The sequence below is a fragment of the Paraburkholderia bannensis NBRC 103871 genome, from assembly GCF_000685015.1.
Lineage (GTDB): Bacteria > Pseudomonadota > Gammaproteobacteria > Burkholderiales > Burkholderiaceae > Paraburkholderia > Paraburkholderia bannensis.
The window spans coordinates 539,426-554,672 of record NZ_BAYA01000003.1 but is presented as its reverse complement, the minus strand read 5'-3'; the positions used below and the strand labels follow the sequence as shown (position 1 = coordinate 554,672).

The window sequence follows — 15,247 nt, the reverse complement described above, 5'->3', positions numbered from 1 at the left end:
CCTGATGAGCGAAACCGTGGAGCAGGGCGCGCAGCCCGCGCTGAATGTGCTGCTGTCGCATATGCCCGCCGTGGAGCGCGTGATCGCGTCCGTCGAGGCACAACCGCTGGTCGCGCAATATGGACGCACGCAAGTGCTCGCGGCGATTCGTGCAACGCTCGACGGATGGCGGCGCGATGTGCAGGCGGGCGCGACTGCTTTCGGCGCCGATGGGGATGCGTTTTCAATCGGGCGCGTGATTGCCGATGTCAACGACGCGTTGAGCGCGCGGGCGCAAGGCAGGTTGCGTGCGGTGTTCAACCTGACCGGCACGGTGCTGCATACGAACCTGGGCCGCGCACTGTTGCCCGACGAAGCGGTGCGCGCCGTCGTGCAGGCGCTGACACAGCCCGCCAACCTCGAATTCGATCTGGCCTCCGGCAAGCGCGGCGACCGCGACGACCTGATCGACGAACTCATCTGCGAGCTGACCGGCGCGCAAGCCGCGACCGTCGTGAACAACAACGCGGCGGCGGTGCTGCTCACGCTTTCCGCGCTCGCGGCGCGCAAGGACGTGATCGTCTCGCGCGGCGAACTGGTGGAAATCGGCGGCGCGTTCCGCATTCCCGACATCATGAGCCGAGCAGGCGCGCGCCTGCGCGAGATCGGCACGACCAACCGGACACATCTTAAGGATTACGAAGCGGCGATCAGCGCGCGCACGGCGCTGCTGATGAAGGTGCATTGCAGCAACTACGCGATTAGCGGCTTTACGAAGAGCGTCGAACTCGACGAACTCGCACCGCTTGCACGCAGCCATGGCTTGCCAGTGGCGGTCGACCTGGGCAGTGGCACGCTGACCGACCTCACGCAGTGGGGCCTGCCCGCCGAACCCACCGTGCGCGCCACCGTGGAAGCGGGCGCGGATATCGTCACTTTCAGCGGCGACAAATTGCTGGGCGGCCCGCAAGCCGGGCTGATTGTCGGTAGCAAGGAATTGATCGCGAAGATCAAGAAGCACCCGCTCAAGCGCGCGCTGCGCGTGGGCAAGCTCACGCTCGCGGCGCTGGAGCCGGTGCTCAGGCTCTATCAGGCGCCGGAATTCCTGCGCGAGCGGCTGACCACGCTGCGTCTGCTCACGCGTCCCGCCGCGGAAATGCACGAAGCCGCGACGCGCGCGCTGCCCGCATGGCAACGTGCGCTGGGCGAAAGCTACGACGTGAGCATCGAGCCGATGTTCAGCCAGATCGGCAGCGGCGCATTGCCGGTGGACGTGCTGCCGAGCAGCGGCCTGGTGGTGCGCCATCGTGGCAAAGGCGGCAGCGGCCGCGCACTGCTCAAGCTCGAACGCGCCTTGCGGGCGCTGCCGCGCCCCGTGATCGGCCGTATCGCCGACGATGCCTTGCGCCTCGATCTGCGTTGCCTCGAAGCGGCGGACGAAGCGGCCTTCATCGCGCAACTCGCGGAGCTGCGCCTGTGATCGTAGGCACCGCGGGGCATATCGACCACGGCAAGACCACGCTCGTGCGCGCGCTCACCGGCGTGGACACCGATCGCCTCAAGGAAGAGAAGGCGCGCGGCATATCGATCGAACTGGGCTACGCCTACGCGCCGCTTGAGAACGGCGACGTGCTGGGATTCATCGACGTGCCGGGCCACGAAAAGCTCGTGCATACGATGGCGGCGGGCGCGTGCGGCATCGACTTCGCGCTGCTCGTGATTGCCGCCGACGATGGCGTGATGCCGCAAACGCGCGAGCACCTCGCGATCCTGCAATTGCTGGGCGTGCAGCACGGGGCGATCGCGCTGACCAAGGTGGATCGCGTGGATGCCGCGAGGCTCGCGCAGGTTCGAGCGGAAATCGCTGCATGGCTCGCGCCGACCTCGCTTGCCGATGCGCCAGTCTTCGAAACGAATGCCAGCGTGCAGGGCGATCGAGGCGTCGCGCAGCTCGATGCGTATCTGCGCGAGCGCGCGACGCACGCGCAGTCGCGCCGCGACGACGGCCTGTTTCGCCTCGCCGTGGATCGCGTATTCACGTTGACGGGGCAAGGCACCATCGTGACCGGTACCGTGTTTGCGGGCCGCGTGCACACAGGTGACGCGCTGCTGCTTGCGCCCGCTGGCGAAGCGGTTCGCGTGCGCAGCATTCATGCGCAGAATCGCGCAGCCGAAACAGGGTACGCGGGGCAACGTTGCGCGCTCAACCTTTCGGGTGTCGACAGGGATCGCATCGCACGCGGCGACTGGATTGTCGATGAGCGGCTGGCGCAGCCAGCGACGCGTCTCGATGTCGAACTGCAACTGCTTGCCGATGCGGATATTACCTTGCAGCACTGGTCGCCCTTGCACGTGCATCTGGGCACGACGCATCGCGTCGCGAACGTCGCGCTGCTTGAAGGCGACACGCTAGGGGCGGGCGCGCAGGCACGCGTGCAGCTTGTGTTCGACGCGCCTTTGCACGCGCTGCCGGGCGACCGTTTCATTGTGCGCAACGCACAGGCGAGCCGGACTGTGGGCGGCGGTCGCGTGCTGGATCCGTTTGGGCCGGCGCGCAGGCGGCGCACGCCGGAACGACGGGCGTGGCTCGATGCGCTACGGGCGTGGCTCGACGAAGGGCGTTACGATGCGCTGATCGCCGAGGCGCCGCGTGGGCTTGAGCGCAGCACGCTGATGCAGTTGACTGGCTACGACTTCACGACGCTCGCGCTGCCTGCCGATGCCGTCGTTATCGCGCCGCAAGGTCGTGCCGAAGACATGACGCTGCTCGCGCGCGAACATTGGGAGCGTCTTGCCACGCGTATCGCCGACGTGCTGGGCGACTTCCACGCGCGCACGCCCGACGAACAGGGCCCGGACGCGGCGCGCTTGCGGCGCATGGCGGCGCCGCTCGCAAGCGACACGGTCTGGCGCGCGGCTGTTGACGCGCTGGTCGAAGAAGGCCGCATCGCGCGCAGCGGGCCGTGGCTGCATCTGCCATCGCATGCGGTATCGCTCGATGCTGCGGAGGAGGCGCTGGCGGCGCGGCTGATGCCGCTGATCGCGCAGGGGCGCTACGATCCGCCCTGGGTGCGCGACCTCGCACGCGAGACGCAGCAGCCGGAAGAGAAGGTGCGCGCGTTGCTGCGCAAGCTGGCGCGTCTGGGGCGTCTGTATCAGGTCGTGCGCGATCTGTTCTATGACTGCGAGATCGTGTATGAACTCGCGCGCCTGGTTGCGCGGATCGCCGGGAGTGAGGCGGCGGGTGTGGGGGCTGCGGCGTTTCGCGATGCGTCGGGCCTGGGCCGCAAGCGAGCAATCCAGATTCTGGAGTTCTTTGATCGCGTTGGATATACTCGGTTTCACCGCGACCTTCATCTGTTGAGAGCCGACAGCCGCATGCGCGACTGGCTGTGAAGGGATGATGACAATCTATGCGTGCGCATCGAAGTCATGCGTCATGCAGCGGTTTTTAAGGCGTTTTCTGCCCAGAGGAAGGCAATCGCATCCGGTGGTGCGGCTGGACTTCAAATCCAGTTGGGGACGTCAGCCGTTCCCGGGACAGTTCGACTCTGTCTGCTTTCCGCCAGTTTCTTCAAATGCGGGCTACAGGCGCGCACGCCTTTGTGGTTGATGCGTCAGATCACACCGACTCAATACCGGTAAGAAAATAGTCCGGGGAAGCAAGCTGATTCATTTCATGAAGAATGTTCTGGTGCGCTACGGTGCGCGGGAAGCAAGCGTGTCAGTGCGATTACTGGCCATGCTCGCGTTGGGGCTGCTGCTGGCGGCCTGTCATCAGGATATGGCGCAGACGGATGCTGCGAACTCATCGGTGCCCGTCGCTAATGCCGTCGAAAATCCGGCGTCAGTGAGCGGATTGAATTACGCGTCGTATGGCGTTGCGTCTTTCTCCATAACGGACGCCGAAGGACGAAGCGGGGGCGGCCCGAATCTCGCACCGGTCAGCAAGACCGGCGAACCGAGCGGAGGCGGTTCCGATATGTGCTGCGTTTATGTCCCGCAGAAGTGGCACGACGGCATGACGGTGCATGTTAGTTGGAGGCGAGACACCCATCCCTACGATGACGACCGCAGCGGCGACCAATGGCTCGAAGCAACAGCAAAAATCCCGCCCTATGGGCCGAAACAATATAACTTCATCGTGCAGTTTCTCGATGACGACCGCGTTCGCGTCCGCGTTGACGACGGCAGCCCTTTGGAGAAGCCGGCCCCGAATGACCCGTATATCGCTTCCGGCGTGCTCGACGCGCAGGCGAATGCGCAAATGCAGGCATTGCGCGAACGTGATAAAGCTGCCGCTGCCCATGATCGACAGTTGCAGGAAAATGTCGATAAGGCAGAAAAGATGTCCGGGAAGGAGACAGATAAATGAGCGTAATTCAATGGCCAAAGCGGATGCCGGAAGCGAGTCGTCTTGGGGGAAGCGAAGGACGCTTGGGGGAGGGGCTTCCGGAAATCTGCCTCCCAAAATGGATTGCCCAAAGATGCTTCATATCAGTCTCTTTTCGACGGCACGAATAATCCCGCAGAGACCGGCAATTGAGCTGTCGCAGGCATTGGCGTTCGGATCACGAGCTCGCTACGATGCTCCTCTGGAAAGCTAATCGGGAAAGGCGGATTGGGAATGGGCATGCTGATCAACGACGTCGAGCTGGAGGTATTGCGAGAGCGCTGGTTTGAAGGCAAGTACCGAACCGTACAGGAAGCGCTCGAACACATCGTGCCACAGGCCGAATGGATGGATCTATGCAACGTCATCGACCATCCGGCCAGCAAACGGCTGGCAAACGACCTGCGGGGCGTGCAACTGCGCGCAAAGAATTTGAAGAACCTGGATCTTGGCGACAGCTTTCTCGATTTTGCGGTGTTCGATCGCAGCAGGTTCGACGGCGCGCAGTTCCAGTGGTCGATCATGAATGGTGCGTCGTTTCGCGAATGCACGTTGCGCCTGACGCAGATGATCGTCGTTTTCGGCGAGGCCATCGACTTTCGTGGTGCGACGTTCGAGCGAGCCTATATCGACCATGCGCAGATTGAAAAATCGAACTTCTCGACGGCCGTGATGCAGGGGGGCACCCTGAGCAATTCGAACGTGAAGGACTGCGATTTCTCTGGCATGCAGTTCGCGAATGGGAAGTTCGAATCGAACGACGCGCGTCGCGGAAATTTTTCGGCAGCCCGTTTCGTCGACTGCAATCTTTCGCAATCGCTGCTCAACGAGGCGCGCCTCGTCGGGACGTCGTTCGACAATTGCGATCTGAGTGGCGTCGACTTCCGGGGCGCGAATCTGGAAGGCGTGGAATTTCGCGCCAGCACGTTCTGGAGCGTGCCTGCCGATACTCTAATGGACAGAACCCGGTTCGACGATACTCCAGCGGCACGTCGCGCGATCGAACGCAGCACGGCGGCGGGCAAGGAGGGCATCGAATGGTGCGCCGTCGCGGACGAACACGGGGCCGACATGGTGAACTGACTTCGCCTGAGTTGCGGCGTTCAAGCAGAGGCAGCAGCCGGTCGGCGTGCTCGCGGTGGAGATGCAGAGGTTCGTCATTCGCCCGATTCTCTCGCGGATAAAGATGCGTGAGCCCGCAACGGCGCGACGCGCGCAGGAAACGGTACCATGCGCGTAGAATCGTTCCGTCCCACTCGAAAGCGAGGGTTATCGCCATGCCGCCTGATGCGCATCTGAGCCTGGTCGAGGTGACGGGTTTGCTGGTTGGCGGCCTCGCCCTGTTCCTGTTCGGGTTGGATCTCATGACGGGGGCGCTCAAGACGATTGCCGGCGCGCGCCTGCAATCGCTGCTCGGTTCGCTCACCGCCAACCGCTTTCGGGGCCTGCTTGCGGGCGCGGGCATCACGGCACTGCTCAATTCGTCGACCATTACAACGGTGCTGCTGGTGGGTTTCGTTTCCGCGCGGCTCATGACGTTGCGGCAGTCCGTTCCGATGATCATGGGCGCCAATATCGGCTCGACGCTCACCGCACAGATCATCGCGTTCAATATCTCCGCACTCGTGCCGTTCATGCTCGGCGGCGGCTTCCTGCTCTACGGTTTTGCCAGGCGCGAAACGCTGCGCGAGCTGGGCGGCGCGCTGCTCGGCCTCGGCCTCCTGTTCCTCGGTATCGAGATGATGGGCGACGCTACGCGGCCCCTGCGCGACTACCAGCCGTTCATCGACGCGATGCAGGACATGCGCAATCCGCTCCTTGGTATTGCGATCGGCGCGGTGTTCACGGCCATCGTGCAAAGCTCGGCGGCCACGCTGGCAATCGTGATCGCGCTTGGCAGCCAGGGCCTGATTCCGCTCGAATCGGGCATAGCGCTGATACTCGGGGCCAACGTGGGCACTTGTGGCACGGCGCTGCTCGCCTCGATTGGCAAATCGGCGGAGGCGGCTCAGGTCGGCATCGTTCACTTGCTCTTTAATGTGTTCGGGGTGCTGTTCTTCGCCTTCGTGATTCCCCAGTTCGCCGATTTCGTACGCATGATTTCGCCTTCCGCGCCCGAGCTGAGCGGTGCTGCGCGCCTCGCGGCGGAAACGCCGCGCCAGGCCGCTAACGCGCACACGGTGTTCAGCGTGTTCAGCACCTTCGTATTGATAGGGTTCGCCGGGCCCATTGCCAAGCTTGCCGAACGCCTGGCCCCGGCGCGCCGCGACGCGTGGCAGGACGCGGGCGTGCCGCGGTACCTCGATGAAACGCTGGTCGAAATGCCTGCGCTCGCCATTGCCCGCGTGCAGCTCGAACTGGCTTCGCTCGGCAAGCTCGTTCAGCTTCTGGTCGAGCATAGTGCTGCGCTGCTGGCCGAAAGCTCTACGCAGGCGCTTTCCACGGTGACGAACGAGGACAAGGCGGCGGACTCGCTTGCCACCGCCATACTCACCTATATCGGCAAGCTCTCCGATGCGGTGCACAGCGACGACGAAGGTCGGCAACTGGTGGATCTCGCGCGTATCGCGACGTGCCTCGACGCTATCCGCGACGTCGCCACGACGAGCATGCTCGCGCTGAGCCAGAGGCGTGCCGCGCAAAGCGCGGACGTGAGCGTGTTGATGAACAACGCCGAACTGTTGCAATTCGGCCGGTCGGTGATCGAGTACTTTGCGCTTGCCATGCAGACGATCACGCAGCCCCAGGCGGACGTCGTGACGCGTATCGTCAACGCCAAGCCGATAATCGAAGCGCAGTCTGACGCAGCCCGGCAGCGCATCATGTCTGTGCTGCAATTGCGCAACGAGGGCGCGGCGTTCGTTTTCCGCTTCGCGAACGACGTGATCGAACAGCTCAACGAAGTGGCGCGACTGTCGCGCGCCATCGCCAAGGCCACGCGGTGGCTGCATGATGTGAAGATGCTTCAGCATGAAGCTGCTGAGGCCGAGGTCGGGCATGAGGCGGAAACTCGGGCGTGAAGACCGCGCGCGCAACTGCGCGCGTCGATGCCCGCCTGGTTGTTGAAAGTCGAGTCACCGCTAGAGAACGTCTATCCCCACGCGAACCTACCGCGCACGCACCGCCTTCCTCGCACGCGTGCCGCCCACCTTTGCAGGCTCGGCAATGCCCTCGCACAGGAGCGTGAACGCCTGGCGCATGTACTCGCCATGCGCCTCCATGTCCGGCTCGTCCTGCGCTGCCAGTCGCACGAACGCGATGTTGGCCCAGTCGTTGACGACGCGCGCGACGAACACCAGATCCAGATCCTTACGCAACAAGCCGCGCTCGCGGAAGTGCACGAGCAAGCTTTGCGACCCCTCGACGACCGCGTCGTTCCACGCGCGGAAGACCTCGTCGGCGTCGCCGTTCAGCCAGAGCGGGATGATCTCGCGCCAGAGCGAGGCGGGGATCGCCTTGATCTGGTTGCCCGTGATCGTCATTTCCAGGTCGCAGAGCGCATCGACGGGATCCGTGTAGTCGCGCACGCGTTCGCTGGTTTCCTGGATCGCGCGATAGTCCGGCTCCTGGAGCAGGGCGAGCAGCACGCCTTGCTTGCTGCCGAAATAATTCACCACCGTCGGAGGCGACACGCCCGCCGCGTTGGCAATGCTTTCGACCGTCGTGGCGGCGAAGCCGTTCGACTTGAATACCGACAGGGCCGCCTCGGCGATCAATGCCCGGCGTTCCTGCTTTTGTCTTTCTCGTAGACCGCTCATCGGTCCCTCTGCGAAGTTTCCCGAAACGTAAGGATAAGGGAGCCAATTGACCCGAACAAATATTTATTTGACAAAAATATTTTGCCAGGAAAAACTTGTCGGCAACCAAAGGAGACAAACGTGCGGCCCGCGGCCGGCACTGCGATCTGCACGCACCTTGCGCCCTTCGCGCCCTCAACCACGATTCATCAGGATGACCTATGAACGCTCCCCAGCCTGGCCTTCGTACGACCCTTGAATTCCAGCGCGCCGATGCGGCGCATCACATCCATGCATTCGTCGACCAGAAGGCGCTCAACGCCGAAGGCCCGCGCGTGATGGTGCGCGGCGAAGGCAGTCATCTTTGGGATTCCGAAGGAAATCGCTATCTCGACGGCATGTCCGGCCTGTGGTGCACGAACGTGGGCTATGGCCGCCCCGAACTGATCGACGCCGCCACGCGCCAGATGAAAGAACTGTCGTACTACAACATGTTCTTCCACACGACGCATCCGTCGGTGATCGAGTTGTCAGAGCGGCTGTTCGAACTGATCGGCGAGCCGTTCAGCCACGTCGTCTACACGAACTCGGGCTCGGAATCGAACGAGGTGCTGATCCGCACCGTGCGCCGCTTCTGGGACGTGGTCGGCAAGCCGACGAAGAAGGTGCTGATTGGCCGCGTGAACGGCTATCACGGCTCGACCGTGGGCAGTGCGTCGCTGGGCGGCATGGCCTTCATGCACGAGATGGGCGACCTGCCGATCCCGAATATCACCCACGTCGACGAGCCGTACTGGTTCGCCAACGGCGGCGAGCTGACACCGGAAGCGTTTGGCCTGCAGGCGGCGCAGTCGCTCGAACGCAAGATCCTGGAGCTGGGCGCGGACAACGTCGGCGCATTCGTGGCCGAGCCGTTCCAGGGCGCGGGCGGCATGATCTTCCCGCCGCCGGGCTACTGGCAGGAAATCGAGCGCATCTGCCGCAAGTACGACGTGCTGCTGTGCGCCGATGAAGTCATCGGCGGCTTTGGCCGCACCGGCGAATGGTTCGCGCATCGCTACTTCGGCTTCACGCCTGACCTCGTGTGTGTCGCGAAGGGGCTGACGTCGGGCTATGTGCCGATGGGCGGCCTCATCATGAGCCGCCGCATCGGCGAGGCGCTGGTCGAAAAGGGCGGCGTGTTCGCGCACGGGCTGACCTATTCGGGCCACCCGGTCGCGGCGGCCGTGGCGCTGGCGAACCTCGATGTGCTGCAGAACGAGCACCTGGTCGAGCGCACGAAAACCGATACGGGCCCGTACCTGCAGAAGCTGCTGCACGAAACGTTCGCAGACCATCCGTTGATCGGCGAAATCCAGGGCGGCGGCGCGGTGGCGGCGATCCAGTTCGTCAAGGACAAAAGCACGCGCGAGCGCTACGCCAACGAAGCCGATCTCACCTGGCACAGCCGGTCGGTGGCGTTCGAGCTGGGCGCCATCGTGCGCTCGACGAACGGCCGGTTGATCGTTGCGCCGCCGCTGGTGATGTCGCACGCAGAGATCGACGAGCTTGTGGGCAAGATGCGCAAGGCGGTCGATGCCACGGCGCAATGGATCGCCCAGGAAGGCTTCTAAGAGGCCACCAGGCAGCACCGATGAAGACAGCCGCATGGCCCGCGCGCCATGCCCAGAAACCTTGCAGTTGGGCGTCAAATGTCAGACACGATCTATCACAACGCCAGGGTGTACACGGTCAACGAAGACCAGCCGTGGGCCGAAGCGATTCACGTTCGGGACGGCAAGATCCTCGCGATCGGCAGCAGCGAGGCGCTGCTCAACGCTGGTGGCGCGGCGCAAACGGTCGACCTCGCGGGGCGCATGGTCATGCCCGGCATTCACGACGCCCACACGCACCTGATCTGGGCCGCGCAACGCCAGCTGGAGCAGTCGTGCCAGCTCGACGATCCCCAGACGCTGGACGAGCTGGCGGCGCAATTGCGCGCTTACTGGCAAAAGCGCACCGCGCATGGGCGCGGCGGCTGGCTGTTCGGCAGCGTCTACAACCCGCTCGTGCTCACCGCCGAGGTGCTGACGCGGCAGTGGCTGGACGAGGTCATCCCCGGCGTTCCCATCGTCATTCACGACTTCTCGTACCACAACGTCATGGCGAATAGCCTGGCGATGGCGGCAGCGGGCATCGACCGCGATACGCCCAGCACGCCGCGCGGCACGGTCGTCAAGGACCCAGTGAGCGGCGAGCCGACGGGTTTGCTGCGCGAGCAGGCGTGGGCGCCGCTCTACATGGTCGCGCCAGCCGCCACCGCAGAGGAGAACGCGCTCGCGCTGCGCAAGGCCGCGAGCATCTGCAACGAATACGGCATTACGTCGGCGCAGGAAGCGTCCGCCAACCGGCCGTTTCTGGCGGCGGCGAAATACCTCGACGATTCTGGCGGCCTGCACCTGAACCTGACATGCCATATTCCCTGGGGCTCGCTGTTTCTCGCGCAATGCGAGCGCGACGAACAGGAGCGCGTGATCGCGGAGCGCGCCCGCTACGCGGGCCAGCGCGTCGACGTCGATGCGATCAAGGTCGCGCTGGACGGCACGTCGATGGCGCCGACCTTCAGCCACGTCCCGCTCGATCCGCAGACCGATGTGCCGATCACGTACAACCTGCTATTGGACTCCGACGAACTGACCACGAAGATCGGGGAATGGACGGCGCAAGGCATGATCGTCAAGTCGCACTGCACGGGCTTCGGGTCGGTGCGAATTGGTTTGGACAACTATGAACGTGCGGGAAGCGTCGCGCGCAAACCCGGGCAGATGCACGACATCGCCCATGCCCATTACGTGTCGGAGGCCGACCGTGGGCGCTTCGCGAAGCTCGGCGTGATCGCCGAGATGTCCCCGGCGATCTGGCACATTCCGGAGTACCAGCAGGCGCTTGGCAAGGCCTACGATTTTCGCACCCTGCACGAATGCGGCGCGACAATGACGGTCGGGTCGGACTGGCTGCTGCCGCCCACGCCGAATCTCTTTCCCGCGCTGGCAGGCATGCTGGAACACGGCGATGAAAGCGTGCCGTTGTCGGTGGGCGTGCGCATGCTCACGCTCAACAGCGCAGTGGCGGTTGGCCGCGATGCACAGCGGGGCAGTCTCGAAGCCGGCAAGGACGCGACGTTCATCGTGCTCGACCGGAATATCTTCGAGTCGTCGCCGCAGCAGATCGCAGGCACACAAGTGCTGACCACAGTGCTTCAGGGACAGCACGTTTTCGAACGCGCGCAGGCCTGATCCTCGCTCGCTGTACAACGGGCCCGTTCAGGAGTCGATGACATGTTTGCCAATCGCGTTCCCGTCACGCTGCTGACGGGCTTTCTGGGCAGCGGCAAGACCACCTTGCTCAGCCGCCTGCTGGCCGACCCGCGCATGCAGCGCACCGCCGTCATCATCAACGAGATCGGCGAGATCGGGCTCGATCATCTGCTGGTCGGGCGGCCGGACGACGACACGTTTTTGCTCAAGAGCGGCTGCGTGTGTTGCAGCATGAAAACCGACCTGTCCGAAACGCTCAAGTCGTTGCGACGGCGTGCCGCGAGCGGTGAATTGCCGGCATTCGAGCGTGTCGTCGTCGAAACCACCGGACTCGCCGATCCCGTGCCCATGCTGCGTCATCTGCTGGCGGACGAGTCGCTGAATGCGGCGTTCCGGTTGCAGACGGTGATTTCCACGGTCGATAGCGTGATGCCGCTCGATGCAACGCGCGACCGGCCCGAGCGCCATCGCCAGATCAGCGTCGCCGACAAGCTCATCGTCACCAAGACCGACCTGTCCGGCCGCTTCGAAGAAGTGAGGCAGACGCTGGCCGATGCGAATCCGGGCGCACAGATTCTCGATTCGCAAGACCTGGATGCGGTCATGGCGGCGCTGTTCGATCACGAGCGCTACGCAGTGGTGCGTCATCTGCCCGATGTTTCCTGGGAACGGCCGGCGAAAGGATTCGGGCGCGAGCGTCATGTGCAGCACGACTGCGTTGCAACGCTCGCATTGCGCGTCGAGCAGCCCGTTTCATGGCCCGATGTGACGTCGTTCCTTCAGCAGCTTGCACGCAGACATGGCGAAAAGCTGCTGCGCACGAAGGGCATTCTCAACGTGAAGGAATCGCACAAGCCCATCGTGATTCACGGTGTCCAGCATTATCTATATCCCGAGACCTTCCTCGACGCCATGCCCGGAGACGATAGCGCGTCGCGCATTGTCTTTATCTACGAAGGGGCGATCGAGGCGGAAATCCGCGACCTGTTCGAGCGCATCGTCGTGCGATCCGCCGTCTCGATGCCCGTATAGCCGCGGATAGTTCAATAAGCAATAAACCTGTCCGCAGCATCGCTGGTCATCGAAAAACCAGGGAAGATGCTGTTGCTTTTTTATTTTGTCGGGTGCAGGGCGCCACGCACCCCAACGTTCCAATCCTGAACGTAAAAAAACGCTATGCGGAAATCGTCATCGCAGCCGGGCTACGGGAACAAGACGGCTGCGCGCGTGTTGCCTACGATTGTCGCCATGAACACAGTCACTGCAATCGACCGCCCTGCGGGCGGACGAAGTGTTCTGCGCGAAACCATCCAATAAGCGGCTTCCAAATCATTCAGGATCCAAAGGAAACATCATGAGCAACAACATCTTCACGGGTACGATTCCGGCCCTCATGACGCCGTGTACGGCAGACCGTACGCCGGACTACGATGCACTCGTGCGCAAGGGGCGCGAGCTGATCGACCTCGGCATGTCGGCGGTGGTGTATTGCGGCTCGATGGGCGACTGGCCGCTGCTGACCGAAGCGCAGCGCCAGGAAGGCGTGGCGCGCCTCGTGGCCGCCGGCATCCCGACCATCGTCGGCACCGGCGCGGTCAATTCGAAGGAGGCGGTTTCCCATGCTGCGCACGCGGCGAAAGTCGGCGCACACGGCCTGATGGTGATTCCGCGCGTGCTGTCGCGCGGCGCGTCGCCGGCTGCGCAAAAGGCGCACTTTTCAGCGATCCTGGAAGCGGCTCCGGCACTGCCCGCCGTGATTTACAACAGCCCGTACTACGGCTTCGCCACGCGCGCCGATCTGTTCTTCGAACTGCGCGCCAAATACCCGAACCTGATCGGCTTCAAGGAGTTCGGCGGCGCGGCGGATATGCGTTACGCGGCCGAGCACATCACCAGCCAGGACGAGAGCGTCACGCTGATGGCGGGCGTCGATACGCAGGTCTTCCACGGCTTCGTGAATTGCGGCGCAACGGGCGCGATCACCGGCATCGGCAATGCGCTGCCGCGCGAAGTGCTGCAACTGGTCGACCTCTGCCGCAAGGCCGCGAAGGGCGACGTCACGGCGCGTCGCCAGGCACGCGAGCTGGAAGCGGCGCTGGCCGTGCTGTCGTCGTTCGACGAAGGCACCGACCTGGTGCTGTACTACAAGTACCTGATGGTGCTGAACGGCGACAAGGAATACACGCTGCATTTCAACGAAACCGACGTGCTGAGCGAAGCACAACGCCGTTACGCGCAAACGCAATATGAATTGTTCCGCAACTGGTACGCAGGCTGGTCGAAAGAAGTGAATGCCTGAGTTGCAAACATCGATGTAAGCAGCTTCGGCATTGCAGTACGAGAAAGCGCCCCACGTGGGCGCTTTTTGTTTGCCGGGAATATTAAGGAACTGCTGATCGCGCGGAAACGCGATTTCCTACGTGTATTCCCGAATATCGCGCGAACCCGCCGCCGCGACTATGCCGATTTCTGCATTGCCGCTGTCGATTTCCCGCAAGACTGGGCCATTTTTGGAATCTTATATTGCTCCAGCCAGTTACCGGTTACGCCGGAATGCGAGAGGCGATCAAGTGTCCGCAATGGCGCAAAGCGGGCGGGCACCGGGGTCATTCATTATTGAGGAGCACGAGAAAAATGCAATTTCAGAGGACGGCCATCTCCAGCGCGTTAGTCATGGGCCTCGCCCTGGCTGGCGCAACCTGCTCCTATGCTGCGTCGCCGGTCGACATCAAGATCGGCTTCGCTGCGCCCCTGACCGGCGGTCAGGCGCATTACGGCGCGGACTTCCGCAGCGGCGTGCAGCTTGCCATCGAGGATATGAACGCGACGAATCCGACGATCGGCGGCAAGCCCGTGCATTTCGTGCTCGACGCCCAGGACGACCAGGCCGATCCGCGTACCGGCACGACCGTCGCGCAAAAGCTCGTGGACGATGGCGTGGTCGCCGTGATCGGCCACTACAACTCGGGCACCAGCATCCCGGCCGCGCCGATCTACGCGAAAGCGGGCACGCCCGAAATCGCCATGGCGACGTCGCCGACCTACACGCGCCTGGGGCTGCCGACGACGTTCCGCCTGCTGACTTCGGATACGCAGCTTGGCAGCGTGCTGGGCGACTATGCCGTGAAGGGCCTTAAATTCAAGCGTATTGCCGTGGTGGACGACCGCACGGCCTACGGCCAGGGCGTGGCGGAAGAGTTCACCAAGGCCGCCAAAGCGGCGGGCGCCACCATCGTCGACGAGGAATACACGAGCGACAAGGCGGTGGACTTCCGCGCGATTCTCACGAAGATCAAGGCCGCGAATCCCGATGCGGTCTTCTACGGCGGCGCCGACACGCAGGCTGCGCCGATGCTCAAGCAGATGCGCTCGCTGGCGATCAAGTCGGTGCTGATCGGCCCCGACATGCTGCAGTCCGATAACCTCATCAAGGTCGCGGGCGAGTCGTCCGAGGGCACGCTGGCGGCGTCGGAAGGCAGCCCGCTTGCGCAGATGCCGGGCGGCAAGGCCTTTGGCGAACGTTACGCCAAGCGCTTCAACCAGCCGGTCGAACTGTACGCGCCATACGCCTACGACGGCACGATGGCGGTCTTCAACGCCATGAAGAAAGCCGATTCCACCGACCCGCATGTCTTCCTCACCGCGCTGAAGGCGACCAACATGAAGGGCGTCACCACCAGCGAGCTGGCCTACGATCAGTATGGAGACCTGAAGTATGGCGGCGTGACCGTGTACAAGGTCGTCAACGGCGCCTGGAAGCCGCTGCAAACGGTGGGTACGAAATAAGGCGGGAGCGACGCCTCTCGCGCCCTATGCAGAAATCGTCATCGCCGCGGGGCTGT

11 protein-coding genes and 1 tRNA gene are annotated in these 15,247 nt (G+C 63.5%); 11 read left to right on the top strand and 1 reads right to left on the bottom strand.

All coding sequences use genetic code 11. From position 1 onward, the window contains the following. Nucleotides 1-4: 4 nt before the first annotated feature. The 6 genes from selA (at nucleotide 5) to BBA01S_RS40180 (ending at nucleotide 7,392) form a co-directional block, all read left to right on the top strand. Nucleotides 5-1,459, top strand: a complete 1,455-nt coding sequence (gene selA / locus BBA01S_RS05740; protein WP_042296061.1) for an L-seryl-tRNA(Sec) selenium transferase — start codon at nucleotides 5-7, stop codon at nucleotides 1,457-1,459. Next, complete coding sequence (gene selB, locus BBA01S_RS05735; RefSeq protein WP_027815594.1) at nucleotides 1,456-3,375, top strand: selenocysteine-specific translation elongation factor; 1,920 nt, start codon at nucleotides 1,456-1,458, stop codon at nucleotides 3,373-3,375. Before selA ends, selB begins: the two co-directional genes overlap by 4 nt. 76 nt (nucleotides 3,376-3,451) lie before the next feature. Then, nucleotides 3,452-3,547, top strand: a tRNA-Sec gene (locus tag BBA01S_RS46695). Between the two features lie 111 nt (nucleotides 3,548-3,658). After that, complete coding sequence (locus BBA01S_RS40190; protein WP_052391681.1) at nucleotides 3,659-4,354, top strand: DUF3304 domain-containing protein; 696 nt, start codon at nucleotides 3,659-3,661, stop codon at nucleotides 4,352-4,354. Nucleotides 4,355-4,612: 258 nt separating this feature from the next. After that, nucleotides 4,613-5,455 carry a pentapeptide repeat-containing protein gene (locus BBA01S_RS45110; protein WP_167336002.1) on the top strand — a complete coding sequence of 281 codons (843 nt, stop codon included), beginning with the start codon at nucleotides 4,613-4,615 and terminating at the stop codon, nucleotides 5,453-5,455. 194 nt (nucleotides 5,456-5,649) lie between these two features. Then, nucleotides 5,650-7,392 carry a Na/Pi cotransporter family protein gene (locus BBA01S_RS40180; protein WP_042296058.1) on the top strand — a complete coding sequence of 581 codons (1,743 nt, stop codon included), beginning with the start codon at nucleotides 5,650-5,652 and terminating at the stop codon, nucleotides 7,390-7,392. Nucleotides 7,393-7,479: 87 nt separating this feature from the next. Here BBA01S_RS40180 and BBA01S_RS40175 read toward each other — a convergent pair whose 3' ends face one another. Then, nucleotides 7,480-8,130 carry a TetR/AcrR family transcriptional regulator gene (locus BBA01S_RS40175; protein ID WP_042296055.1) on the bottom strand — a complete coding sequence of 217 codons (651 nt, stop codon included), beginning with the start codon at nucleotides 8,128-8,130 and terminating at the stop codon, nucleotides 7,480-7,482. A 200-nt stretch (nucleotides 8,131-8,330) separates the two neighbouring features. Here BBA01S_RS40175 and BBA01S_RS05710 point away from each other — a divergent pair, with 200 nt between their 5' ends. The 5 genes from BBA01S_RS05710 (at nucleotide 8,331) to BBA01S_RS05690 (ending at nucleotide 15,191) form a co-directional block, all read left to right on the top strand. After that, entirely contained in the window at nucleotides 8,331-9,722 is a 1,392-nt protein-coding gene (locus BBA01S_RS05710) for an aspartate aminotransferase family protein (RefSeq protein WP_027815593.1), read from the top strand. 78 nt (nucleotides 9,723-9,800) lie between these two features. Next, nucleotides 9,801-11,384 (top strand): amidohydrolase, encoded by a 1,584-nt coding sequence (locus tag BBA01S_RS05705; RefSeq protein WP_027815592.1) that lies wholly within the window; start codon nucleotides 9,801-9,803, stop codon nucleotides 11,382-11,384. 42 nt (nucleotides 11,385-11,426) lie between these two features. After that, nucleotides 11,427-12,437 carry a CobW family GTP-binding protein gene (locus BBA01S_RS05700; protein ID WP_027815591.1) on the top strand — a complete coding sequence of 337 codons (1,011 nt, stop codon included), beginning with the start codon at nucleotides 11,427-11,429 and terminating at the stop codon, nucleotides 12,435-12,437. Nucleotides 12,438-12,759: 322 nt separating this feature from the next. Further along, a complete protein-coding gene (locus BBA01S_RS05695; protein WP_027815590.1) occupies nucleotides 12,760-13,704 on the top strand; it encodes a dihydrodipicolinate synthase family protein in 945 nt (314 codons plus the stop codon). Between the two features lie 335 nt (nucleotides 13,705-14,039). Continuing rightward, nucleotides 14,040-15,191 carry a branched-chain amino acid ABC transporter substrate-binding protein gene (locus BBA01S_RS05690; protein WP_027815589.1) on the top strand — a complete coding sequence of 384 codons (1,152 nt, stop codon included), beginning with the start codon at nucleotides 14,040-14,042 and terminating at the stop codon, nucleotides 15,189-15,191. The last annotated feature ends 56 nt before the right edge of the window (nucleotides 15,192-15,247 follow it).